The sequence below is a fragment of the Streptomyces sp. NPDC033165 genome, assembly GCF_055577965.1.
In genome coordinates, this window is record NZ_JBVIPK010000007.1 from 34,982 (window position 1) to 57,305 (window position 22,324).

Here is a 22,324-nt window from a genome sequence, read left to right on the forward strand (position 1 = left end):
TGCCTTCTGCCCACGGCAGAACACCGGCCCGCCCGGGCTCGACGATCACTACAGTCCAGGCTCATGACGACAGTGACAACGCGCACGATCGACTACGCGGCCGACGGACTGACGATGATCGGGCACCTCGCGCTCCCGGCCGGTGTCGACCGACGGCCCGCGGTCCTGCTCGGGCCCGAGGGGGTGGGGCTCAGCGACGTCGAGCGCCGCCGGGCCGATGCGCTCGCCGAGCTGGGATACGTGGCGCTGGCCTTCGACCTCCACGGCGGGCGCTATCTGGGCGACCCTGAGGAGATGTTGGCCCGTTGTATGCCGCTGCTCGCCGACCCCGACCGGATGCGAGGCATCGGCCACGCGGCGCTCGACGTGCTCCGCGCCGAGCCGCGGACCGACCGGGACCGGATCGCCGCCGTCGGCTACGGCACCGGGGGCGCAATCGCGCTGGAACTCGGGCGCGGCGGCGTTGACCTGCGCGCGATCGCGACAGTCAACGGACTGACCACGGGCCGACCAGGCGAGACGGCGCGCATTCGCTGCCCGGTGTGGGCCGGGGTCGGGTCGGAAGATCCGATCATGCCGCCCGCGCAACGGGACTCTTTCACCGCCGAGATGCAGGCTGCGGGCGTCGACTGGCGCCTCGTGGTCTACGGCGGCGCCTTGCACGCCTTCCATCACCCACCGGTCGACCACATCGTGCTTCCGGGGGTCGGTCATCACCCTCAGCACGCGCAGCGAGCTTGGCGGGACGTCGTCGACCTGCTCGCCGAGTGCCTGCCCATCACCGAGTGATCTGGGCAGACTGCGGTCTATTCACAGGCTCTCAGCTCGTCGTTCGACCTCTGTGCGCTTCAGTTGGGTCTGCGGGTGCCTCTCCGCAGGGCGGGGTTTCTGATCACTCGGGAGGGGAGAGCTGTTCGCGCACCCATCTGGGATCGGGGTTGGTGTGTGGCTGGCCCGTCACGACGACGGTCGGCACGGTCTCGTCGCCGTCGTTGGCTGCTCTCACCGCTGCGGCTCCTGCCGGGTCGCGCCAGATATTGACCCAGTGCAACTGGCGGGCGCTGCGGCCCAGTCGGATGCGCAGCCGTATGCAGTACTTGCAGCCCGGCCGCCAGAAGACGACCGGTCGGCCGTCGACCGCGCTGCGGCGTTGTGCCTCCTGCGCACCGATCGACCTCGGGAAGATCAGGGGTGAGTTCACGCTGGCGAGCACCAGAAACGCCAGCAGGAGTGCTGCGGCTGTGCCGGGGCTCCCCTTGAAGATCTGCGCAGCCGCGACGGCTGAGCCGCTGAGTACGAGCAGCATCGGCAAGGTCCAAGCGCGCATCATGGTGACACAGGCTACCGATGAGTCGAAATGCTCCTCGAACCAGGCCGCTCACCTGGGCATTCGCCGGACAGGCGGGACGGCCCCCGCATAAGCATGCGTTCCGTCACAGAACCGTACTCATGCGAAGGCCGCAGGGGTGAGTCCGCTGCACCACGATGCCCGGCACGAGGCATTCGACTTCACGTCCCACCTTCGGGAGGACTTCTCCGGATGCCTGACCCGGCGCGGTGACACGTTGTTCGAAGTCACGGACGCGATGCTCTGCGGGAACGGGCCGGTGACCTCGCCGGTCGACCTGACGCTGCTGGCTGAACACCGGCGTGGGCGCGGCGCGTTGCACGACGCGCTCAACCAGGGCCGCATCGACGCGGACAGGCTGCGCAGGGCACTGGCCGTGCTGCCGCGGCCCAAGGCCGCCGACGGGCGCCTGGTCCTGGCCGCCGGTGTCTCGCCGTGACTGCGTCCGGACGCGCCGACGAGCCCCGACCGGCTGTTCTGCCACGTCTACGGACGCTCAGGACGGTCCAGTGACCAGTTCATTCCCGGCTGGCCCTACTCGTTCCTCGCCGCGCTGGAGAAGGGCCGCACCTCGTGGCCAGCTGCTGCACGCGGTCCGCCTGGGCCCCGAAGATGATGTCGCCGAGATCTCCGCCGCCCCTGGGAGAAGCGGGCCGAGCCCGCCCTGCTCACCCCGGCCCGCGTCCGCCGGGGATTCAGGAACATCCGCCCTCACCTGCACAGTCCGGGCCATTCCCCCAAACCCTCAACTACCCTCCCGTGAAGCCCACTTGGCTCGAAAGACCAGCAACCCGCCAACCGTTGCGACGTGGGCAGATAGACCAGGCGCCAGCAAGCTCAGCGGGTGCACACCGCTTGACGACCCCCGTCGTTTGCCGTGCTCAGGTCAGGCAGGCGTGCCCGGTTCCCGCCTCCTCCGGGCCGTTCCCCACTCCCGCGGCAGTACCCCGAGGTCGCGCTCTACCCGTCGGCCCGGGGCCGGTGTGATCGGCGCGGCCGAAGGGACCGCCAGCACCCGGCAGCCCGCCGCCTCGGCCGCGGCCACAGCGTCGGGGCTGTCCTCCACCGCCAGGCAGGCCTCGCTCGGGAGGCCCAAGCGGGCGGCCGCCTTCAGGTAGGGGTCCGGGAAGGGCTTCGAACGGTCGCTCTCGCCGTCCGCCACCGTCGTACGGAACACCTCACCACCCAGCGCCCGCAGGACCGTGTCCACGACCCTGCGCGGGAAGGCCGACACCAGGGCGGCGGGCACGTCGTCCCGCACCAGCCGGTCCAGCAGCGCGCGGGCTCCCGGCCGGAGTCGTACGCCCGCTTCCACAGCGGCGAGGAAGGTGTCCTCCAGTTCCGATTCCAGTCCGGCGAGGGTGGTGGGCTCCGGACACAGCTGTACGAGGAGGGTCGCCGTGTCGGCGCGGTTGCGGCCGAGCACCCCCGCGCCCTCCTCGTCCGTGAGGGCGTGGCCGTGCGCCGATGCCACCTCCCGGGCGGCCTCCAGCCAGAGGGGTTCGGTGTCGACGAGCGTGCCGTCCATTCCGAGGAGCACCGCGCGCGGCACGGTGGGCACCGCGCCGCCGTCGAGCGTCCAGTGGGCGTCCGGCGTACGGTCCAGGGCCGCGTACACCTGGGCGGCGACGTCCTCGTGCCGGACCGGGCGGGCGGGGCGGGCCCCGGCCGTGATGTCCGGGCCGGCGCAGGCCAGCCACGCGGTGCGCTCCGCCGCGCTACCGCCGCCGTGGCCGCCCTCGTCCCGGTGCCCGTGGTCGGTGACGACGAGGACGGTCCAGGCCTCCCGTTCGCAGGAGGGACGGGCGCGCAGGGCGGCGAGGAGGTCGCCCAGGCGGCGGTCCGCCGACGCGATCGACGCCTCGTAGGCCGCCCCGCAGCCCAGGTGATGGGCCGTCTCGTCGGGGGCGCCGAGGTAGACGAAGGACGCCTCGGGGTCCTCGTGGGCCAGGATGTTCACCGCGTCGCGCACAGTGGACTCGTCGGCCCGCTCCCAGGCCTCGGGGGTGTCGGCGGCCGGAGCGTGGTGGGTGAGCCGGGTGGGGTGCCGGAACATCGGGCCGCCGTCGGCGACGGTGACCAGGGGTTCCCAGGCGGCCGCGACGTAGGTGCGGCGGCCGTCCTGGCGGGACAGGCGGGTGGCGAAGTCAGGGAAGACGCCGAGGCGGTGGCCGCTGAGGTCGTTGCTCCACACGGCGTGCTTGGTGACGCTCACACCGGTGACGGTCGTCGCCCAGCACGGCCCCGACATGGTGGGCGTGCCCTCCGCCACGGTCACGGGGGCCAGGAAGCCCGCGCCGGCCACCGTGTCGAGGTGCGGGGTGCTCACGCGGTTCAGGGTGTCGAGGCGCACCCCGTCGATGCCGACGACGAGCACCCGGCGGGTACGGGACATGGCGGTCTCCCACGGCTCCAGGTGTACGGATACGGGTCAGGCCTGCTGGTGCAGGGTGCTCGGGTCCACCCCGTGGGCGAACGGCAGGCCGTGGGCGTACCGTTCGAGCTCGTCGACCGCGGAGTCGGCGAGCCGGTGGAGTTCGCCGCCCTGGGAGCCCGCGATGTGCGGGGTGAGCAGCACGTTCGGCAGGTCGTAGAGGGGCGAGTCCGGGGGCAGGACCTCCGGTTCCGTGTGGTCGAGCACCGCGTTGAGGCGTCCGGCGGCCAGCTCCTTCACCAGCGCTTCCGTGTCGACCAGCGAGCCGCGTGCGGTGTTGACGAGCGTCGCCCCGTCCCGCATCAGCGCGAGGCGCGGGGCGTCGAACAGGTGCCGGGTCGCCGGGAGTTCGGGGGCGTGGATGCTGACGACGTCACTGCGGGAGACCAGGGCGTCCAGGCCGGTCCGTTCGACGCCGAGGGCGCGGGCGTCGTCCTGGTCGAGGTAGGGGTCGTGGACCAGGACGCGCAGGTCGTGGGGGCGGAGCAGTTCGACGACGCGGCGGCCGATGCGGGAGGCGCCGACGATGCCGACAGTGCGACGGTAGTTGCCGATGGCCGGGAACCGGGTGAGGGGGTTCACGTGGGAGCGTTCCTCGCGGTAGAGGCGGGCGCTGTGCAGGACGTGCTTGTTGGACAGGAGGATCGCCGCGACGGTGTATTCGGCGACGGGGAGGGCGTTGGCGGTGGCGGCGGTGCTGACGGTGATGCCGCGGTCCCAGACGTCCTGGGTGATGTGGTGCTTGACGGAGCCCGCGGCGTGGATCACGGCCCGCAGGCGGGGCATGGCGCTCAGGGCTGCGGGGTCCAGGGGCGGGCAGCCCCACCCGGTGAACAGGACCTCCGCGTCGCGCAGTCCGGCGCGCTGGGCCGGGTCGTCGGCGTCGAAGTCGGTGACGAGGAGTCCGGGGTCGAGGTCGGCGATCCGGGCGATCCGGTCCAGCGCCCCGGGGCCCAGGACCGCCGCACGGGTCTCGCCGCTCATCGCCAGGACGGTGCGCGGGCGGGGTCGCCGGGACGGGGCGGGGTGGCTCACTTGACGGCTCCTGCGGTGAGGCCCGAGCGCCAGAAGCGCTGGAGGCAGAGGAAGGCGACGATCAGGGGGACGACGGCGACGAGCGACCCGATGATCACCAGCGGGTACAGCTCGGGCTGCTGGTAGACGTTCTGGTTCCACATGAACAGGCCCAGGTTGACGGGGTAGAGCCGGTCGTCGTTGAGCATCATGAGCGCGCCGTAGAAGTTGTTCCAGCCGGCGGTGAACGAGAACAGGAAGATGGTCACGAAGCCGGGCGCCAGCATCGGCAGGGAGACCTTCACGAAGGTCCGCACCTCCCCCGCCCCGTCGACCCGGGCCGCTTCCAGGACCTCGTCGGGGACGTACCCCTCGGAGAAGACGCGGGCCAGGTAGACGCCGAACGGGTTGACGAGGCTGGGGATCAGGACGGCCCAGTAGGTGTTGACGAGGCCGAGTTCGGAGGCCATCAGGTACAGCGGGAGCTGGACGACGGTCGAGGGGATGAGAACGCCGACGAGGACGACCCCGAAGAGCTTCTCCCGGCCCCGGAAGGCGTACTTGTCGAAGGCATAGCCGCAGGCGACCGAGATCAGGGTGGAGAGTCCGGAGGCGACGACGGTGTAGAGGAGGCTGTTGAGCAGCCAGCGGACGAACACCCCGTCGTTGTGGGCGAAGAGGGCCTCCAGGTTGGACAGCAGGGCGAAGTCGCCCAGGCTGAACGGGTTGGTCGCGAACAGGTCCCGGTAGCTCTTGGTGGAGGCGATGAGCAGCCAGGTCAACGGCATCAGGGTGTAGACGGCGACGACGGCGAGCACCGTGTTGACCACGACCCGTGAGGTGAGGCTCCCGGTGCGGCCTCCGCGGACGGGGGGCCGTGGCGCGGTGCGGCGGGCGGTCCGGGTGCTCCGGGTGCTCCGGGTGGGGTCGGACGGGGCGTCGGGGGTGGCTGTCTGGGTGCTCATGAGGCCTTCCACCGGTTGCCGAGCTTGGTGACGACGAAGGACAGCAGGCCCGCGACGAGGGCGAGCAGCAGCGAGCTCGCGGCGGCCAGGCCGTAGTCATGGCCCTTGAAGGCGGCGGTGTAGATGAACATGGTCGGTGACCAGTCCTCGCCCATGGTGTTGGCCCGCAGTTGTACGAGTTTGGGGGCGTCGAAGAGCTGGATGGCGCCGACGCAGGTGAAGAGCAGGGTCAGGACGACGGTCGGCCGGATCATCGGGATCTTGACCTGGAGGGCGGTGCGCAGGGCTCCGGCTCCGTCGACGGTGGCGGCTTCCAGCACTTCGCGGGGAACGGCCTGGAGACCCGCGTAGAAGATGATCATGTTGTAGCCGGTCCACTGCCAGGCGGAGATGTTGACGACCGAGAGGATCGCCTCGTCCTCGCCGAAGAAGTTCCAGCTCGCGCCGAACGCATCGAGGGCGTCGGTGACCGGGCTGAGGCCCGGGGTGTAGAGGTAGAGCCAGATCAGCGAGGCGATCAGGCCGGGCACGGCGTGCGGCAGGAAGTAGGCGATCTGGAAGAAGCGCCGGGCGCGGGCCATGGTCGAGTCGACGAGCAGGGCGAGGATGAGCGCACCGCCGACCATGGCGGGGATGTACAGCGCGCAGTAGAGCGCGATGTTCCCGAACGAGCGGAGGAACGCCTCGTCGCCGAGGGCTTCGGTGAAGTTGCCGAACCCGGCGAAAACGCGCTCGGTTCCGCCGAATCCGAGGCCGGAGGACTCCTCGCGGAAGAGGCTCATCCACCCCGCGTAGAGCAACGGCAGGACGGTGACGGCGATGAAGAGGGCGAAGAACGGCACGGTGAAGAGCGCCACGGCCCGGCGCTGTCCGCTGCGGGTGCCGGGGCCGCCCGGGGCGCCGGGCCTTCCCGGTCCGGCAGTGCCGGCCGCCGGCGGTGCGGGCCGGGGCGGCGGGGTCTTGGCCGGCCGGGCGAGTGGGGCTGCCACCTGATGCTCCTTCGGCTGGTCGGGAGGGAGAGGGGACGGCCGGAGGTCGGGCCTCGGTGCGGTGGCCGTCCTGCGGGCGTCGGCGGGCCCGGGACGGTGCGTCCCGGGCCGGGCGCGCGGCTACCGGGCCAGCTTCAGGCCGCGGTCGGTGACCGCCTTCTCGCCCTTCGCCTGTCCGGTGTTCAGCATCTTGGTGTGGTCGCCGCCCGCGGCGAGCTGCGCCGAGGTGACCTGCTGCTGCACCGGGCCCCAGGTCCAGCCGGGCACGATGGTGTCGGCGGCCTCACCCGCCAGGGCGTAGACGTCCTGGTCGCCGAAGTAGGAGTTGTCGAACTCCTTCGCCGCCGCGGCTCGCATGCCCTCGTTGGCGGGCAGGGCGCTGCTGGGGGTCTTCAGCGAGCTGAGGCGGGCCGTCATCGCCTCGGGTTCGGTCGTGACCCACTTGATGAACTCGGCGGCGGCTTCGGTGTGCTTGCTGCCCTTGGGCACGACGTAGGAGGTTCCGCCGTACATGCCGGTGCTCGGCTTTCCGTCCCAGGTCGGCAGCGGGGCTATGCCCCACTTGCCCTTGGCGTCGGGGTAGCTGACGGGGAAGTTCCCCGCGCTCCAGGCGGCGCCGATGATGGTGGCGACCCTCCCGGTGGCACGCTCCTTGGTCTCACCTTCGCCCCACAGCGGGGTCCTGGACGCCAGGCCGTCCGCGAGGAGGCCGTCCCAGTAGGCGGCGACCTTCCGGGAGGCCGGGTCGTCGATGTTGACCTTCCAGGCGTCGCCCTCGGTGCCGTACCACTGGGCACCCGCCTGCCAGGCCAGGCCGGAGAGCAGGGCGGGGTCGCCGCCGCCGAAGTTGGTGATGGTGATGTCCGGGTCGCCTCGGTGGATCTTCTCGGCGGCCGTACGGTATTCCGCCCAGGTCTTCGGCACGTCGACCCCGTGCTTCTTGAACAGGTCCTTGCGGTAGAAGAGCTGAATGGGCGTGACGTCGAAGGGCACTGCCCAGGTGGAGCCGCCGAGGTTGACCAGGGACTGGACCGCCTCGGGGAACTCCTCCCTCACCAGGTCGCCGGAGCCGGAGGTGAGGTCTTCCAGGTTGCCCTCGCTGGCGTACTCGGGCAGGGCGGAGTAGTCCATGGTGGCCACGTCGGGGGCGTTGCCGCCCTTGACCGCGTTGGACAGCTTGGTGACGCCCTCAGGTCCCGCCGGGACCAGTGAGAACGTCACCTTGATGCCGGTGTGCGCCTTGTTGAACGCGTCGGCCGTCTCCTTGGCGCCCGCGGTGGCCGACCAGAAGGTGAGGGTGACGGGTTCGCCGTCGCCGGGGGCCGAGGAGTCCGATCCCGAGCCGCCGCAGGCGGTGACGAGCAGGGTCAGGGAAGCGGCGGACGCCGCGAGGGCGATGCGGGACGTACGGGCGTTACGGGGCATGGGCCGACTCCTACGAGACCTCGGACTGCGGGAGATGAGGCGAACGCCACACATCATTTTGCGCAGAACCGATCACCGTCAAGAGCAAATGACCAATTCAATCGAATCGATCACGAAGGCAGTGGGGTGCGGCCCCGCTGCCCGTCGACATCACCTCACCGCAGGGCCCCGCGTCCCGCACCGGCATCCCTCTCGGCATCCTGGACTGACGCCCGGTCAGGAAGCGGCGGCTCCGCACGAGACCCGGATGCGCAGGGCCGGCAGGATGTCGAGGTGGCGGCGGGCTCCGGGGCCCGCTGTGCGGGCGGCCGGCGCATCCGGGTCCGACGCGCCGAGGCGGGACAGCAGGAGCCGTGCGGCGGCGGCGCCCACGGCGCGCTTGTCCGGGGCCACGGCGGTGAGCGGCAGGTCGGCGAGCGAGGCGACCTCGTCGTCGTACGCGATCACCGCGAGGTCCTCGGGCACCCGTACGCCCCGGGCCTGGAGCCGGGGGATGAGGACGATCGCGTCGGCGTCGCTGTGCACGATCGCGGCGGTCACATGGCCGTTCGCCACGCCCTCACAGAGGTACTCCAGCGTCCGTTCGAACCGGTCCTGTTCCGTTCGCGAGGGGGTGTTCTCCAGCGGTGAGGCCGGGACCGGGCTCAGTCCCAGCGCTTCGACCGCGGCCCGGTAGCCGACCTTGAGACGGGGGGCGGTGGGGCTGTCCTGCACGGCGAGCGCGATCGCCCGGTGGCCGAGCCCGGCCAGGTGCGCCACCGCCTCGGCGGCCCCGTGGGCGTGGTCCGAGCGCACCCGGTCCAGGCCCGCCGCCGGATGGCCGAGCGGGGCCCAGCGCTCGACCAGCACCACCGGTGTCTCCTGCTCCACCGTCCACAGTCCTTCGCCCTGCTCCGGGCAGCCGTGCTCCCAGCTCGGCGTGAGCAGCAGCCCGTCGGCTCCTGTGGACAGCAGGCGGCGGGTCTGGGCCGCGTCCTCGTCCGGGAGGTAGCGGGAGAGCCCGATGGTCAACCGGGCACCCGCGGCCTCGACGGCCTCCCGGGCGCCGCGCACCACATCCGCGTAGTAGTACTCGGTGGTCGGCACCACCATGCCCACCACCAGCCCTTCGGCGGAGGGCGCGGCGGGTGCGGGCCGGGGCTGTCCCGAGGGCCACACCACGGCACCGTGCAGCCGCTCCACCAGCCCCTGGGCCGCCAGTGCCTCGACGTCCCGGCGCAGGGTGACCGCGGACATGCCGAGTTCCGCGGCGAGTTCGGCGACGCGCAGGCTGCCCCGCTCGCGGACGAGCTCCAGTACTCGTTCGTGGCGCTGGTCGACGTGCAGTCGCATGGATCCCCCTGGGCTCGGAGACGGCTGGGCTCTGACCTGTGACAACCATATCGATCACATCCGCTCGAAACGATCCGAGCACGGATTTGCCTCGATGCGGCGAGTTCGGGACCGGTGGCCACCCGATCGCGCTCCGCGCGCTTTTACACGCCCCCGCAAGCGATCGATACGATCAATTCAGCCAAAGTCATTGAGCGAGTCGTCCGGCGACTGCTAGAAAGTGGCCGCCCGCTCAGAACAGTCGGATACCGGGATCAGGTCCGCACTCGGCGCACCGGTTCCCCCCGGACACACGTCACCGACCCGGAGCCCTCCCATGACTTCTGCCTGGTCCCGCCGTACCTTTCTGGCCACCTCCGCGGCACTCACGGCCGCGGGCGGCGGCGCGCTGGTGCTCCCCGCGCCCCACGCCGCCGCCGCCGACGATCCGTACACCGCCCTGCGCACCACGTGGAGCGCGCTGATCCTCGGCGAGGGATTCAGCCCGACCGCCGAACCGTTCAGGAGCCGGCTGGCCGACCTCGGCACGCAGGCCCGGCAGTTGCTGGAGACCATGGCCCCGGCGGACGGATCGCTGTGGCCCGACGCCGTGTTCGCCGACCCGGACCCGGACACCGACCCCGAGTCGTACGTCCTCTCCGGGCGGATGGCCGACAGCTTCCGTCGCCTCAGCACCATGGCGCAGGCCTACCGCCAGCAGGGCACCGGGCTGACCGGGGACGCCGGACTGCGCGAAGCCGTGATCAGGGGCCTCGACCACCTCCACAGCCAGGTGTACAACGACCAGCAGACCCGGTACGGGAACTGGTACAGCTGGCAGATCGGCGCGCCCCAGGCCCTGCTGGACGTGTGTGTGCTGCTGTACGACGCCCTCACCCCGGAGCGGCTCGCGCGCTACTGCGCCGCGGTCGACCACTTCGTACCGGACTCCGCCGTCGCCTCGTACACCGGGACGAGCACCGGGGCCAACCGGGTCGATCTGTGCCGGGTGCTGGCCCTGCGGGGGGTCGTCGGCGGGACCTCGGCGAAGATCGCCTTGGCCCGGGACGCCCTCTCCCCCGTCTTCCCGCTGGTGACCAAGGGCGACGGGCTCTACGCCGACGGCTCGTTCATCCAGCACACCACCGTGCCCTACACCGGCAGCTACGGATCGGTGATGCTGGGCGGGCTCGGGCTGCTGTTCGCGCTGCTCAAGGGGACTGCGTGGGAGGTCACGGACCCGCAGCGGCAGGTGGTGTTCGACGCGGTGGAGAACGCCTGGGCCCCCTTCCTCTACAACGGTCTTGTCATGGACTCCGTCGCGGGCCGGGCCATCAGCCGCGGCGAGGGCGACGACCACCGGCGCGGACATCCGGTCCTCGCGTCGATCGTGCTGCTCGGCCGGGGCGCGTCGGCCGCCGAGAACGCCCGCTGGCGGGGGCTGGTCAAGGGCTGGGCGCAACGCGACTACTACAGCCCGCCGCTGAGCAACCCCTCCCTCGGGCTGACCTCGCTGGCCCGGATCAAGAGCGTCCTGGACGACGCCTCGCTCACGGCGGTGCCCGAGCCGGACGGCCACCGGCTCTTCCCCGACATGGCCCGGGCCACCCACCGCCGCCCCGGCTGGGCCGCCGCGCTGAGCATGGCCGATAGGCGGATCACCTACTACGAGACCGGCAACGGCGAGAATCTACGCGGCTGGCACACCGGGGCGGGGATGCTCTACTGGTGGGGCGACACGTTCGCCAACGGCCAGTACAGCGACGCCTTCTGGCCCACTGTGGACCCCTACCGGCTGCCCGGCACCACGGCCTCACGCAAGCCGCTGGCCGACGGGGCGGGCGGTGACTGGGGCGCGTCCCTGCCCGATGTGAACTGGGTCGGCGGGGTCACCGACAAGAAGCGCGCGGCGGTGGGGCAGTACCTGAAGGGGCTGTCGAGCACGCTGATGGCGAAGAAGTCGTGGTTCTTCCTCGACGACACCGTGGTGTGCCTGGGCGCGGGCATCCACGGCCGGGACGGCGCGGCCGTGGAGAGCACGGTCGACAACCGCAACCTGGGGCCGGTGGGCAACGCCCCCTTCACCGTGGGCGGTTCGGCCACACCGATCACCCTTCCCTGGTCGGCGACGCTGGCCGACACCTCCTGGGCGCATCTCGCCGGACACGGCGGTTACGTCTTCCCCGGCGGGGCCACCGTGCAGGCTCTGCGGGAGAAGCGGACCGGGCGCTGGAGCGACATCAACACTGCGGGTTCCACGGACCCGGTCTCGCGCAAATACCTCACCCTCTGGTTCGACCACGGCCAGAACCCGACGGACGCCACCTACGCGTACCAGGTGCTGCCGGGCGCGACCGAACAGCGGACCGCGGCGCGGGCGGCGGACAGCAACTGGCTGCGGGTGCTCGCCAACACCGACGACCAGCAGGGCGTCGCGGTCCCCTCGATCGGGCTGACCGCCGTCAACTTCTGGTTCGGCGGGAGCGTCGGTCCGCTGGTGGCGGACGCCCCCTGTTCGGTGATGGTCACCGAACACGCCGACGGGACGGCCACCGTGTGCGTCAGCGACCCCATGCGCATGCGGACGAGCCTGACCCTCACGTGGGACCGGGTGGTCGCCTCGGTCGTCTCGAAGCCGTCGACCGTGACATCGGCGGCCACCGGGGCGTCGCTGCGGCTGGTCTTCGGCGACCTCTCCGGTACGCGCGGGGCGACGCAGACGGTGAAGGTGCGGCTCTCCTGAGCGGCCTGTCACACGGAGGTGTTCAGGTGTTCCTCGATCCAGCGGACGCCGAAGCCGACGGCGGGGCCGGCCTCGAACAGACAGCTCCTGGCGGCGCCGACCGTGCCGTCCCGGCCGATGCCGGCATCGAGCATGCTCCGGACGATGACCGCGAAGGGGTCCTGTCCCGCGGGCACGACGGAGGAGTAGTCGAACGCGCCGTCCGTCGAGTCGATGTCATGGAAGGTGCGCCAGACCCGCTCGCCGTTCACCTGGACGGGCTGCTCGTACGTCACGAACCGTTTGCCGGGCGCCCGGGCCAGCGACTCCGCGAGGTGCAGCAGCGTCATCGTCTCCCAGGGCGCCCCGAGCAGCAGCACCCGTCCGCCGAGCGCGACGAGGCGCGCCAGCGGGCTGTCCGGGCCGTGCGGGTCGTCCCAGGGGTGGTCGGCCATCAGCGCGGCCGCCGACGGGCCGAGCGCCGCGAGGCTCGCGTCGGGGTGACGGCTGCGCACCGCCCCGGGCCTGCGGCGCAGGGCCTCCGGGAGACGGCCGTTGCCGTGCTCGGCCTCGCTGAGCTCCGGGTCGTACGCGGGGTGGTGGGCGCGCAGGGCGTCCTGCCAGGCGCGGGGCCAGGTGGTGAAGTCGTACGGCGGGGCGTCGTTCCAGCCGCAGGAGACCATCAGTGTGCCGGTCGTGCCCACCACGTCGAGGAGGGCGTCGATGACGGTCTGGGGGCCGCCCGGGACGTAGCCGATCGCGGACAGCCGCGTATGGAACATCACGGTGTCACCCCGGCCGAGGCCCAGCGCGGCCAGATCGTCCCTGATCCGGTCCCGCGTCACCGGTCCCCCGGAGCGCCGCAGCAGCTCATGTACGTCCATGCCCCCACAGCCTAGGACGCTACGTACGGGGAAACCGGCTGCCCCGCAGGCGCGGGACGGTCATACTGTCGGCCGGCACCACGGACCGAGGAACATGATCATGACGAGTGACGACCGGGTCGGGCCTCCCCTGTCCGGGAGCGAGCGCGAGACTCTGCGGGCCTTTCTCGACTACCACCGCGAGACTCTGGCCATGAAGTGCGCCGGGCTGAGCGACGAGCAGTTGCGCGAGCGGTCGATGCCGCCGTCCACGCTGTCGCTGCTGGCTCTGGTGCGGCACCTCACCGAAGTGGAACGCGCCTGGTTCCGGCGGGTGTTCGAGGACGGCGATGCGCCGATGGTGTGGTCGCAGGAGCCTTTCGACTTCCAGGCCGCGTACGACGCGAGCGCCTCGAACCGCGCCGAGGCGTTCGCGGCCTGGGAGGCCGAGGTGGCGACCTCGCGCCGCATCGAGCGGGAGGCGGCGTCGCTGGACCTGCCGGGCCGTCAGCCCCGGTGGGGCAAGGACGTCTCGTTGCGGATGGTCATGGTTCACGTCCTGCTGGAGTACGGCCGCCACAACGGGCACGCGGACCTGCTGCGCGAAGGGGTGGACGGGACGGTGGGCGCCTGAACGCGCGCACCTCCCGTGGGCAGGCCGTGGTTTCACGGAGCGCCGGTGGTGCGGGCGTAGTCCGCGGAGCGCCGACGGGCCGCCTCGTAGACTCGGCCGTATGACTCAGCAGCCGGTCTCCCCCGACCTCGTCTCCACGTTCGCGCCCGGAGGCACCCTGCGGGCCTCGATCAATCTGGGCAACCCGATCCTGGCGGGCCGGGACGCCGAGACCGGTGAGCCGGCCGGCGTCTCCGTCGACCTGGCGCGGGAGTTCGGGCGCCGGCTCGGGGTGCCGGTCGAGCTCGTGGTCTTCGAGCGGGCCGCGCTGTCGGTGGACGCGGTGAAGGCGTGCCGGGCGGACCTCGGCTTCTTCGCGGTCGACCCCGCGCGCGGCGAGGGGCTCCGGTTCACCGCGCCGTACGTGCTCATCGAGGGCAGCTATCTGGTGCCCAACGCGTCCCCGGTCACCGAGAACGGCCAGGTGGACCGCGAGGGAACCCGGATCTCGGTCGGTTCGGGGTCCGCGTACGACCTTTTCCTCACGCGCGAGATCCGGCGCGCGGAGATCGTCCGGTTCCAGGGGGCCGGTCCCGCGCTCGCCGCCCTGCGGGCGGGCGAGGTGGAGGTGGCGGCCGGTATCCGGCAGCTGCTGGAGGGCGAGGCCGCGCGGGCTGCCGGCGTACGGGTCCTGCCGGGGCGGTTCATGGTGATCCAGCAGGCCATGGGCACCCCCGAGGGGCGGGGCGCGGCGGCGCAGGAGCTGCTGGCGGCGTTCGTGGAGGAGATGAAGGCGGGCGGCTTCGTCGCCGGCGCTCTCAAGCGTCATGGCGTCGAGGGCGCGACGGTCGCGCCCGTCGGCTGAATCTCCTCACGGCGCCCGGTGGTCCAGGGCGAGACGGGGGGGCCGTTCGGCGTCGGCGAAGGCGACGTGGAGGCGAGTTCGGCGGCCCAGCGCGGGTCGCCCCTGGCGGCGCAGGCCCGGACCTGTTCGAGGGCCCGGTCGGCGCTGCCGGGGGTCCGGACTCAGCGTGCGTCCTGGGCCTGCGCCGGATGCTGCCGCAGGCGGGCGGGGTTGCCGTCGGACGAGCCCGTGCAGCGCCGGTGGCCCGCCTGCACGTTGGAGGAGCCGGAGCCGTAGCAGCCGTGCACGTGCCGTGCGGCTTCGAGAGCGGGGCGGGATCTCGATTGCCGGTGAGGCCGGTTTTCATCATGCGCAGCGTCTGGTCGCGCTGACAGCCGTACATGTCGTGCTGCGGGGGAAGGAAGTTGACGGTCCGGTCCCCGCCCCGGACCGGCCAGGGGCGCGAGGTGAAGACGGCATCGGCCTCGTACGTGTACAGCACGATGGCCTCGTCGATGCAGCGGGACCGGGCACGCGCCTCGCGGACCCGGTCACCGCGGGGACGGGCCGAAGGGTGACGGGCGGGGTACGGATCGCCTCGCCCGTTCAGGAGCGGCGGCGGGTCAGCACGCGAGTGGTGCTGCCGTCGTCCTCCTCAATGTCCCGTACGTGCTCGAAGCCGATGCGGGCCAGCAGTGTCAGCGAGGCCTGGTTCGCCGCGGCGACGGTGGCGTGCACCTCGGTGAGCCCGAGGGTCTCGAAGCCGTGGGCGACGAGGGCCTGTGCCAGCTCGGTCCCCAGGCCGTACCCCCAGGCCGTCGGCGCGAGGGCGTAGATGATCTCGTGGCCGCCGCCGACGGCCTCGGTCGGCTTGATCTCCGCGTGCCCGACCAGGAGACCTTCACGTCGAACGGCCCAGACGGCGAACAGGTCCTGGGCGTAGACCTTGCTGAAAACCCGTCCGAACAGGGCACGGTCCTCCGCCTCGGAGGCGGGGCCGTCGCCCATCCAGCACGACACGCTGGTGTCCTGGAACAGGGCGACGAAGGCCTGTTCGTCCTCAGGGGCGTACGGCTCCAGCAGGAGCCTGCGGGTGCGCAGAGTCGGGGTCACAGGCGGTGACGCTACCGGGGCCGTACCCCCCTCGGCGAACGCCTTTCGCCCGCGGGTCGGGGGGCCGGTTCCCCTGAGGGGCGGGGGCCTGCCGCCGAGTCCTCCCTCAGCAGCCGCAGGGCCTTCTCCCGCAGCCGCCTGCGGTGTTCGGGGTCGGTGGCCCGGTCGGCGGCGCGGTCCAGTTCCTCGGCGCGTTCACGGGTGCGGCGGGCTCGTTCCACCGGGGTGTCGGGCAGGTTCATACGGGTGTCCTCCGTCGTGGGTCCTCCGTCGGCGGCCCGCGCGGTGCGTGCGACCGGCGTCGGGTGCGCGACCGGAGCACCAGCGTCACCGGAGCCGGTCCGGTCCGCATCTCGTGCGGCTACGCTCAGTGACTCCTGGCGGGGCTGCCGACGGGGCTCCTGGCGGGAACCGACACTCAGGGGCGAACGACCGTGCGTGGACCGGACGGTCAGTCGACGGTGTGGGCGGGGTGGCCCTCGGTCCGGCGGGCCCCCTTCATCTCGGCCTCGTAGAGGTGGTCGCGGCCTTCGGCGAGTTCCTGTCTGATCTGCCGTTCGATCGCCCGGAACACGTCGTAGTAGGTCGCGTTGTACTCCTCGACGATCTGGAACGTCCAGTGCCCGGGAATGACGTTGCGGCCGAGGATCTCCCGTTCGACCTGCTCGGCCTGCGGCCCGTGCCCGGCCTCGCGCAGCAGGCGCACCGCATCGTCGAGGCAGAGGTCGGCACTCCCGGTGAGCTGATGAAAATCGTAGAGGGCACCTCGGGCCCGCTCGGCGGTCTCCAGCGCTTTCGAGAGGGCCCCGAGGGCTTCGACGGTGGTGTCGCTGACGCCTTCCGGGCGCCGGTGCCGCGGGGCGGGCGGCCGCGCTTGGGCGTTCATCGGGGCTCCTTCTCGGCATGGAGGCGTTGGATCACCTGCCCACCTTCCTACCCCGAGCGGCGTCACTCCCGCCGGTGGGCCGCCCGGACGGAGGAGGCCGACGGCAACCGCCCACATCCCTAATGTTCTCTATCACTCCCTAAGAAACCATCCATAGAGTCTTTTACGTTATGATTCAGCAGCATGGAGAGCGATGAACGCGAGCTGTACTCGATCGGCGAGGTGGCCGAACGGCTGGGCCTGCATGTGCGGACCGTCCGGAACTACGTCCGCGACGGAAAGCTCAAGGCCGTCCGGATCGGCAAGCAGTACCGGATCAGCCGGGAGGACTTCGAAGCCCTGACCGGCCGGACCGCCGACGCCGCCCCGGGTCCGGCCTCCGCGCCGGCACGCGGCCACCTGGAGGTGTCCAGCATCGTCCAGATCGACGGGCTCGCCCCGGACGCAGCACGCCGCTTGGGCACCTTGGTCACGGCGAGCGCCCAGTCCGCCCGGAGCCCGTCGGACTCCCTGCGCATCCAGACCGTCTACGACCAGGAACGAGCCCGAATGAAGATCGTCGTCCTCGGTGGCGCCGCCACCACTGCGGAGCTGCTGCACCTGATCGACAGCGTGACGGGCCCGGACAGCGGCCTGTTCCCCTCCACGGAGAACGGACAGGGGGCAGACCATGGCTGACGCCATCGAGGAGCACCACGGCGTACCGGTCCTGGTGTGCGACGCCGACGGTGTGCAGATCGCCACCGTCCAGGACGCCCTCGACCAGCTGATCGGCATGGCCTTCCAGGGCGCGGAGGTGGTGGCCGTGCCGGCCGCGCGCCTGGACGACCGCTTCTTCGACCTCAGCACCGGTTTCGCCGGGGACGTGCTCCAGAAGTTCTCGGCCTACCGGCTGCGCCTGGTCGTCCTCGGGGACATCGGCCGCCACCTCTCGGCCAGCGCCGCCCTGCCCGACCTCGTGCGCGAGGCCAACCGGGGCGGGGACGTCTGGTTCCTACCGGACCTGGACGCCCTCGCCGCCCGGCTGGCCTAGGACTTGTCCGGCGGCGCACCCCCGGCCGCAGCCCCCGGCTCAGCCCTCCTCGTCCCCATCGCCCTCGAACGCGTCACCGATCTCGTCGACCACTTCGGCAGCGACCATGCCCCCGACCACGCCGACGGCCACACCCGCCGCGACTCCGGCCACCACCGCACCGGTGCCGGGGCCCGAGCGGCGGTGGGCGTCGTGGTCGTAGTGACCGCCGCGGTGACTGCCGTGGTGTTCTCCGTACGGGGGCGGGGCGGCGTACGCCTCGTGTCCGGCGATGACCTGCTTCAGCCAGCCCTCGACCCGGTCGTTCCAGTCGGTCTGCGGGGCGGTGTGGTGGGAGGCGGCGAAGCGGTGGACCGTGTCGTGTCCCCCGGAGAGGAGTCCGGCGCGCTTGTCCGCCTCGATCACCACCTCCAGGCCGCCCTGGGCGGCGAGGAAGGTCACCTCGATCTCGTTCACGGCGTGGGCGTGACCGGCGGGCGGAAGGATCTCGATCTCCTGGTAGCAGGGGAGCTGCCGGCCGGTCCCCCGGATGTGGCCGAGCTCCAGATCGGCCGATCCGAACCCGTAGCCGAGCTGCCCGAAGGCCTCCAGGATCGCTTCCTGGGCGGGCAGCGGGCCCACGGCGAGCGCGTCGAGGTCGCCCTTGTCCCGTGCCCCCGCGATCTCCAGCTCCGTCCGGATGCCGAGGACGGGGCCGAGGTGCTGGCCGTGGAGTTCGGTGATCGGCGTCTCCCAGGGCAGGGTGACGGTGAACGGCACGGTGTGCTCGGCCTCCGCGGCGAGCCGGAAGCCGCCGCCGACGGTGAAGCTGTCGAGGACGACCGTGCCCTCCTGCTCCTCCTCCTGGCCCTCCATTTCCACCCGGGCGAGGAGGAGCAGAGTGATCCGGTCGATGGTCGCGTCGCTCCCGCCGCCGCGCAGGCGGACCTCTCCGGACAGCGGCCCGCCGGGCAGGGCCGGGCCGGGTTCCAGGACGGTGTCGACCGAGGGGCCGCCGACGCCGAGGGCTCCGAGCAACTTCTTGAGCACCATGGGCGGCGCCCGCTCCTTCTGTGACGATGTGATCAGTGACGGTGTGGTCCGTGACCGTGTGGCCGGTGACGGCTGTGACCGAGGAGGCCTGTGCCACCCCGCCGGGCGAAACCGCCCGCGAAGGTATTGGGGTTTCCCAACCGCACGACCGTTACGCGCAGTTCCGGCCATCAAGATCACCGGGCGCCGCCCACCCGTCGAGCACTCACGCCACCTCCCCCTCCGCCGCGGCTCTTCCCCAGGTGACACCCCGTGTGATACCTGCCACTCCCGTTTGCTTTGCGGTCCCTTTAATATCGACGGGGTGGGTTTCAGAGCCCACCCCGTCGTCGACCGGACGACCCGAACAGAGAAGGAGCTGCGGTACCGCAATGGGTGAACCTCCCAGTACGAACCGTGTCATCACCGCCCCGGCACACCAGGGGATGGAGGTGACACGGTGAGCGAAGTGATATTGCTCCTCCTCGCCCTCGGGCTGACCCTGGCCTGCGCGGTGTTCGTAGCGGCTGAGTTCTCGCTGACCACCGTCGAGCGCGGCGAACTCGAACGAGCCACGCAAGCCGGTGAGCGCGGTGCCGAAAGTGCGCTCAAGGCCGCCAAGCGGCTCACTTTCCAGCTCTCCGGCGCACAGCTCGGCATCACCGTGACCTCTCTGGTCATCGGCATGCTGGCCGAGCCGTCCATCGCCGTGCTGCTCCGCGGCCCGCTGGAGGCTGTCGGGCTTCCCACCGGCGCCGTGTCCACAGTCGCCACCCTCCTCGGTGTGGCCCTGTCCACCGTCGTCCTCATGGTGATCGGTGAACTGGTCCCGAAGAACTGGGCGATCTCCAGCCCGCTGGCGGTCGCCAAGGTCGTCTCGACCCCGCAGCGGGCCTTCACGGCCGCCTTCGCCCCGCTGATCCGGCACCTCAACAACACCGCGAACCGTGCCGTACGGCGGATGGGCCTGGAGCCCGCCGAGGAGCTGGCCTCCGCCCGTACGCCCCAGGAGCTGATCGCGCTCGCCGAGCACTCCGCCCGCGAGGGCGCCATCGAGGAGGACTCGGCCGAACTCTTCGTCCGCACCCTGAACCTGGCGGAGCTGTCCGCCGAGAACGTGATGACGCCGCGCGTCGACGTGCGGGCGCTGGAGGCCCACGCCACCGCCGCCGACGCCGCAAACCTCACGCTGGCCACCGGCCTGTCCCGGTTCCCCGTCTACCGCCACAGCCTGGACGAGGTCATCGGTACGGTCCACATCCGCGACGTCCTCGCCCTGGACGAGTCCGAGCGGGCCCGGACCCCGGTCACCGCGCTGGCCACCGAACCCCTGCTCGTCCCCGATTCGCTGCCCGTGGACCGGCTGCTCGCCCAGCTGCGCAAGCACCGCACCATGGCCGTGGTGATCGACGAGTACGGCGGCACCGCGGGTGTCGCCACCGTCGAGGACATCGTGGAGGAGGTCGTCGGCGAGGTCCGCGACGAGCACGACCCCCACGAGCGCCCCGACCTGGCGCCCGCCGAACCCCTCGGCGACGGCCGCCCCGTCTGGGAGGCCGAGGGCAGCATCCGCCTCGACCAGCTCGACCGGATCGGTTTCAGTGCGCCGGAGGGCCCCTACGAGACGCTCGCCGGTCTCGTCGCGACGCAGCTCGCCCGCATCCCCGTCCGCACGGACCGGCTGGAGCTCAACGGCTGGCAGTTCGACGTCCTCGACATCGAGCACCACCGGGCCGACCGGGTCCGGATCACCGCGCCCGCCCCGGCGCTGGCCCTCGTGGAGGAGGACGCCCGATGACCGCCATCCAGCTCGCCATAGGCGCGCTCACCCTCCTGACCAACGCGTTCTTCGTCGGTGCGGAGTTCGCGCTGATCTCGGTGCGCCGCAGCCAGATCGAGCCCCAGGCCATACGCGGCAGCCGACGCGCCAAGAGCGCCCTGTGGGGCCTCGAACACCTGTCGGCCGCCATGGCGACCGCGCAGCTCGGCATCACCATCTCCTCGCTGGTGCTGGGCGCCGTCGCCGAACCGGCCATCGCCCATCTGCTGGAGCCGCCGTTCGACGCGGTCGGCGTGCCGGACGCGCTGGTCCACCCGATCGCGTTCGTGATCGCGCTGACCCTGGCGACGTACCTGCACATGCTCATCGGCGAGATGATCCCGAAGAACATCGCGCTGGCCGCCCCCGTCGCCACGGCCCTGGCGCTCGGGCCCTCGCTGGTGGCCCTGACCCGGGCGCTGCGCCCGGTGATCTTCGGCATCAACGCCTTCGCCAACACGCTGCTGCGGCTCCTCAAGGTCGAGCCCAAGGACGAGGTCGCCTCGGTGTTCACCGACGACGAGCTCGTCCGGCTGGTGAAGGACTCCAGCGACGCGGGTCTGCTCGCCCCGGCCGACGGCGAACGCCTGCGCGACGCCCTGGAGCTGGGCACCCGGCCGGTCGGAGAGGTGATGGTCCCGCTCGGCCGGACGGTCACCGTCGACCTCGGCATCACCCCGCAGGGTCTGGAGCGGGCCGCCGTCGCGTCCGGCTTCTCCCGGCTGCCGGTCACCGGACCGGACGACGGGATCCTCGGCTACCTCCATATCAAGGACGCCCTCGGTGTCGCGGAGCGCACCAAGCCGCTGCCCACGAGCGCGATCCACCCCGTCATCCGGGTCGAGATCGACACCCCGCTGGACGACGCCCTCACAGCGATGCGCGCCGCCGGTACGCATCTCGCGGCGGTCGCCGGGGACAAGGGCACGGTCATCGGCTTCGTGGCGATGGAGGACGTGCTGGAGGAGCTGGTGGGAGCCGCCGCGGTCTGACGGCCCCGGGACCACCCGGCAACGAAGCGGAAGCCGAGGCGGCCCGTCGCGCGCACCTGCGCGGCGGGCCGCTTTCCGTGTGCCTCCGCGCGGCGGGCCGCCTTCGTCCTCACGTGCGCGACGGGCCGCCTTCGTCCGTGCATGCCCGGCGGGCCGCTTTCCGGCCGTCGGGCCCGACCGCCGTACGGGCCCGCCCCGAACGCGTAAGCTCGGCGAATGGCCAAGTACCTTGACGTACACCCCGAAAATCCCCAGCCGCGCACCATCGCCACGGTGGTCGACAGCATCCGCTCCGGTGCGCTCGTCGCGTACCCGACCGACTCGTGCTACGCGCTGGGCTGCCAGTTGGGCAACCGCGACGGCATCGGCCGGATCCGGTCGATCCGGAATCTCGACGACCGCCACCACTTCACGCTGGTGTGCCACGACTTCGCGCAGCTGGCGCAGTTCGTCCGTGTGGACAACGACGTGTTCCGTGCCATCAAGGCGGCGACGCCCGGCAGTTACACCTTCATCCTCCCGGCGACGAAGGAGGTGCCCCGCCAGCTGATGCACCCGAAGAAGAAGACGGTCGGCGTGCGCATCCCCGACCACGTCGTGACGCAGGCCCTGCTCGCCGAGCTCGGCGAGCCGCTGCTCTCCAGCACGCTGCTTCTGCCGGACGAGGAGGAGCCGCTGACGCAGGGCTGGGAGATCAAGGAGCGGCTCGACCACGAGGTGGACGCCGTGGTCGACTCCGGCGACTGCGGCACCGAGCCGACCACGGTCATCGACTTCTCCGGCGACGAGCCCGAGATCGTACGCCGGGGCGCCGGGGACCCGTCCCGCTTCGAGTGATTCGAGTGAACGGCCCGGCGGTGGGTGCGGCGGGTGCGCTGCTGCGGACCGCCCCCGCGCACCTCCTCCCCCGTGCGTGTCACCACAACGGTGGAACTCGCACCG

At 71.7% G+C, this 22,324-nt stretch carries 20 protein-coding genes and 2 pseudogenes; 10 read left to right on the forward strand and 12 right to left on the reverse strand.

Translation table 11 applies throughout. The annotated features are described in order from the left end of the window. The first annotated feature begins 63 nt into the window (after positions 1 to 63). Entirely contained in the window at positions 64 to 789 is a 726-nt protein-coding gene (locus ACZ5WC_RS18065) for a dienelactone hydrolase family protein (protein ID WP_468541712.1), read from the forward strand. 103 nt (positions 790 to 892) lie between these two features. On the opposite strand, the gene ACZ5WC_RS18070 is transcribed toward ACZ5WC_RS18065, so the two are convergent. Next, positions 893 to 1,330: a glutaredoxin domain-containing protein gene (locus tag ACZ5WC_RS18070; protein ID WP_468541713.1), complete on the reverse strand. Its 438-nt coding sequence runs from the start codon at positions 1,328 to 1,330 to the stop codon at positions 893 to 895. A gap of 145 nt (positions 1,331 to 1,475) precedes the next feature. Between ACZ5WC_RS18070 and ACZ5WC_RS18075 the strand changes: the two are divergent. After that, positions 1,476 to 1,986, forward strand: a pseudogene (locus tag ACZ5WC_RS18075) (transposase); the annotation flags it as partial. Between the two features lie 248 nt (positions 1,987 to 2,234). On the opposite strand, the gene ACZ5WC_RS18080 reads toward ACZ5WC_RS18075, so the two are convergent. The 6 genes from ACZ5WC_RS18080 to ACZ5WC_RS18105 all read right to left on the reverse strand — a co-directional run bounded on the left by ACZ5WC_RS18080 (position 2,235) and on the right by ACZ5WC_RS18105 (position 9,507). Beyond that, entirely contained in the window at positions 2,235 to 3,743 is a 1,509-nt protein-coding gene (locus tag ACZ5WC_RS18080) for an HAD-IA family hydrolase (protein WP_468541714.1), read from the reverse strand. A 36-nt stretch (positions 3,744 to 3,779) separates the two neighbouring features. Then, positions 3,780 to 4,766 carry a hydroxyacid dehydrogenase gene (locus ACZ5WC_RS18085; protein WP_468542018.1) on the reverse strand — a complete coding sequence of 329 codons (987 nt, stop codon included), beginning with the start codon at positions 4,764 to 4,766 and terminating at the stop codon, positions 3,780 to 3,782. A gap of 47 nt (positions 4,767 to 4,813) precedes the next feature. Next, a complete protein-coding gene (locus tag ACZ5WC_RS18090; RefSeq protein WP_468541715.1) occupies positions 4,814 to 5,761 on the reverse strand; it encodes a carbohydrate ABC transporter permease in 948 nt (315 codons plus the stop codon). Further along, positions 5,758 to 6,750, reverse strand: a complete 993-nt coding sequence (locus ACZ5WC_RS18095; protein ID WP_468541716.1) for a carbohydrate ABC transporter permease — start codon at positions 6,748 to 6,750, stop codon at positions 5,758 to 5,760. Before ACZ5WC_RS18095 ends, ACZ5WC_RS18090 begins: the two co-directional genes overlap by 4 nt. A 120-nt stretch (positions 6,751 to 6,870) precedes the next feature. Beyond that, positions 6,871 to 8,175, reverse strand: a complete 1,305-nt coding sequence (locus ACZ5WC_RS18100) for an ABC transporter substrate-binding protein (protein ID WP_468541717.1) — start codon at positions 8,173 to 8,175, stop codon at positions 6,871 to 6,873. Positions 8,176 to 8,391: 216 nt separating this feature from the next. Beyond that, positions 8,392 to 9,507, reverse strand: coding sequence for a substrate-binding domain-containing protein (locus ACZ5WC_RS18105; protein ID WP_468541718.1), 1,116 nt, complete (start codon positions 9,505 to 9,507; stop codon positions 8,392 to 8,394). A gap of 316 nt (positions 9,508 to 9,823) precedes the next feature. On the opposite strand from ACZ5WC_RS18105, the gene ACZ5WC_RS18110 reads away from it, so the two are divergent. After that, positions 9,824 to 12,229, forward strand: a complete 2,406-nt coding sequence (locus ACZ5WC_RS18110; protein ID WP_468541719.1) for a polysaccharide lyase 8 family protein — start codon at positions 9,824 to 9,826, stop codon at positions 12,227 to 12,229. 8 nt (positions 12,230 to 12,237) lie between these two features. Here the strand turns inward: ACZ5WC_RS18110 and aac(3) are convergent, their stop codons facing one another. Next, entirely contained in the window at positions 12,238 to 13,092 is an 855-nt protein-coding gene (gene aac(3) / locus ACZ5WC_RS18115) for an aminoglycoside 3-N-acetyltransferase (RefSeq protein WP_468541720.1), read from the reverse strand. Positions 13,093 to 13,192: 100 nt separating this feature from the next. On the opposite strand from aac(3), the gene ACZ5WC_RS18120 reads away from it, so the two are divergent. Together ACZ5WC_RS18120 and ACZ5WC_RS18125 are read left to right on the forward strand one after the other, a co-directional pair. Then, positions 13,193 to 13,705 carry a DinB family protein gene (locus ACZ5WC_RS18120; protein WP_468541721.1) on the forward strand — a complete coding sequence of 171 codons (513 nt, stop codon included), beginning with the start codon at positions 13,193 to 13,195 and terminating at the stop codon, positions 13,703 to 13,705. Positions 13,706 to 13,805: 100 nt separating this feature from the next. Beyond that, the gene (locus tag ACZ5WC_RS18125; RefSeq protein WP_468541722.1) at positions 13,806 to 14,549 is read left to right on the forward strand and encodes an ABC transporter substrate-binding protein; all 744 of its coding nucleotides are present in this window, start codon (positions 13,806 to 13,808) and stop codon (positions 14,547 to 14,549) included. 585 nt (positions 14,550 to 15,134) lie between these two features. On the opposite strand, the gene ACZ5WC_RS18130 is transcribed toward ACZ5WC_RS18125, so the two are convergent. From ACZ5WC_RS18130 to ACZ5WC_RS18140, 3 genes and pseudogenes are all read right to left on the reverse strand, one after another. After that, positions 15,135 to 15,641 (reverse strand): GNAT family N-acetyltransferase, encoded by a 507-nt coding sequence (locus ACZ5WC_RS18130; protein ID WP_468541723.1) that lies wholly within the window; start codon positions 15,639 to 15,641, stop codon positions 15,135 to 15,137. A gap of 83 nt (positions 15,642 to 15,724) precedes the next feature. Continuing rightward, positions 15,725 to 15,883 (reverse strand): annotated as a pseudogene (locus ACZ5WC_RS18135) (DUF6381 family protein); the annotation flags it as partial. Positions 15,884 to 16,092: 209 nt separating this feature from the next. Then, complete coding sequence (locus ACZ5WC_RS18140; protein WP_468541724.1) at positions 16,093 to 16,527, reverse strand: hypothetical protein; 435 nt, start codon at positions 16,525 to 16,527, stop codon at positions 16,093 to 16,095. A 183-nt stretch (positions 16,528 to 16,710) separates the two neighbouring features. On the opposite strand from ACZ5WC_RS18140, the gene ACZ5WC_RS18145 reads away from it, so the two are divergent. Then, a complete protein-coding gene (locus tag ACZ5WC_RS18145) occupies positions 16,711 to 17,205 on the forward strand; it encodes a helix-turn-helix domain-containing protein (RefSeq protein ID WP_468541725.1) in 495 nt (164 codons plus the stop codon). Further along, complete coding sequence (locus ACZ5WC_RS18150; RefSeq protein WP_468541726.1) at positions 17,198 to 17,560, forward strand: DUF4180 domain-containing protein; 363 nt, start codon at positions 17,198 to 17,200, stop codon at positions 17,558 to 17,560. Before ACZ5WC_RS18145 ends, ACZ5WC_RS18150 begins: the two co-directional genes overlap by 8 nt. A 39-nt stretch (positions 17,561 to 17,599) precedes the next feature. Here the strand turns inward: ACZ5WC_RS18150 and ACZ5WC_RS18155 are convergent, their stop codons facing one another. Beyond that, on the reverse strand, positions 17,600 to 18,592 hold the full coding sequence (locus tag ACZ5WC_RS18155; protein ID WP_468541727.1) for a sporulation protein: 993 nt from the start codon (positions 18,590 to 18,592) through the stop codon (positions 17,600 to 17,602). 439 nt (positions 18,593 to 19,031) lie between these two features. On the opposite strand from ACZ5WC_RS18155, the gene ACZ5WC_RS18160 reads away from it, so the two are divergent. The 3 genes from ACZ5WC_RS18160 (at position 19,032) to ACZ5WC_RS18170 (ending at position 22,219) form a co-directional block, all read left to right on the forward strand. Beyond that, positions 19,032 to 20,369, forward strand: a complete 1,338-nt coding sequence (locus ACZ5WC_RS18160) for a hemolysin family protein (protein WP_468541728.1) — start codon at positions 19,032 to 19,034, stop codon at positions 20,367 to 20,369. Continuing rightward, a complete protein-coding gene (locus ACZ5WC_RS18165; RefSeq protein ID WP_311122655.1) occupies positions 20,366 to 21,382 on the forward strand; it encodes a hemolysin family protein in 1,017 nt (338 codons plus the stop codon). Before ACZ5WC_RS18160 ends, ACZ5WC_RS18165 begins: the two co-directional genes overlap by 4 nt. A gap of 216 nt (positions 21,383 to 21,598) precedes the next feature. Next, positions 21,599 to 22,219, forward strand: a complete 621-nt coding sequence (locus ACZ5WC_RS18170) for an L-threonylcarbamoyladenylate synthase (RefSeq protein WP_096624146.1) — start codon at positions 21,599 to 21,601, stop codon at positions 22,217 to 22,219. Positions 22,220 to 22,324 lie beyond the last annotated feature (105 nt).

Excerpts from the sequence above, each read along its gene's own strand:
- ACZ5WC_RS18065 (WP_468541712.1), top strand. The coding sequence starts at position 64 with ATGACGACAGTGACAACGCGCACGATCGACTACGCGGCCGACGGACTG.
- ACZ5WC_RS18070 (WP_468541713.1), bottom strand. The coding sequence starts at position 1,330 with ATGATGCGCGCTTGGACCTTGCCGATGCTGCTCGTACTCAGCGGCTCA.
- ACZ5WC_RS18080 (WP_468541714.1), bottom strand. The coding sequence starts at position 3,743 with ATGTCCCGTACCCGCCGGGTGCTCGTCGTCGGCATCGACGGGGTGCGC.
- ACZ5WC_RS18085 (WP_468542018.1), bottom strand. The coding sequence starts at position 4,766 with ATGAGCGGCGAGACCCGTGCGGCGGTCCTGGGCCCCGGGGCGCTGGAC.
- ACZ5WC_RS18090 (WP_468541715.1), bottom strand. The coding sequence starts at position 5,761 with ATGAGCACCCAGACAGCCACCCCCGACGCCCCGTCCGACCCCACCCGG.
- ACZ5WC_RS18100 (WP_468541717.1), bottom strand. The coding sequence starts at position 8,175 with ATGCCCCGTAACGCCCGTACGTCCCGCATCGCCCTCGCGGCGTCCGCC.
- ACZ5WC_RS18105 (WP_468541718.1), bottom strand. The coding sequence starts at position 9,507 with ATGCGACTGCACGTCGACCAGCGCCACGAACGAGTACTGGAGCTCGTC.
- ACZ5WC_RS18110 (WP_468541719.1), top strand. The coding sequence starts at position 9,824 with ATGACTTCTGCCTGGTCCCGCCGTACCTTTCTGGCCACCTCCGCGGCA.
- ACZ5WC_RS18120 (WP_468541721.1), top strand. The coding sequence starts at position 13,193 with ATGACGAGTGACGACCGGGTCGGGCCTCCCCTGTCCGGGAGCGAGCGC.
- ACZ5WC_RS18125 (WP_468541722.1), top strand. The coding sequence starts at position 13,806 with ATGACTCAGCAGCCGGTCTCCCCCGACCTCGTCTCCACGTTCGCGCCC.
- ACZ5WC_RS18140 (WP_468541724.1), bottom strand. The coding sequence starts at position 16,527 with ATGAACGCCCAAGCGCGGCCGCCCGCCCCGCGGCACCGGCGCCCGGAA.
- ACZ5WC_RS18145 (WP_468541725.1), top strand. The coding sequence starts at position 16,711 with ATGGAGAGCGATGAACGCGAGCTGTACTCGATCGGCGAGGTGGCCGAA.
- ACZ5WC_RS18150 (WP_468541726.1), top strand. The coding sequence starts at position 17,198 with ATGGCTGACGCCATCGAGGAGCACCACGGCGTACCGGTCCTGGTGTGC.
- ACZ5WC_RS18155 (WP_468541727.1), bottom strand. The coding sequence starts at position 18,592 with ATGGTGCTCAAGAAGTTGCTCGGAGCCCTCGGCGTCGGCGGCCCCTCG.
- ACZ5WC_RS18165 (WP_311122655.1), top strand. The coding sequence starts at position 20,366 with ATGACCGCCATCCAGCTCGCCATAGGCGCGCTCACCCTCCTGACCAAC.
- ACZ5WC_RS18170 (WP_096624146.1), top strand. The coding sequence starts at position 21,599 with ATGGCCAAGTACCTTGACGTACACCCCGAAAATCCCCAGCCGCGCACC.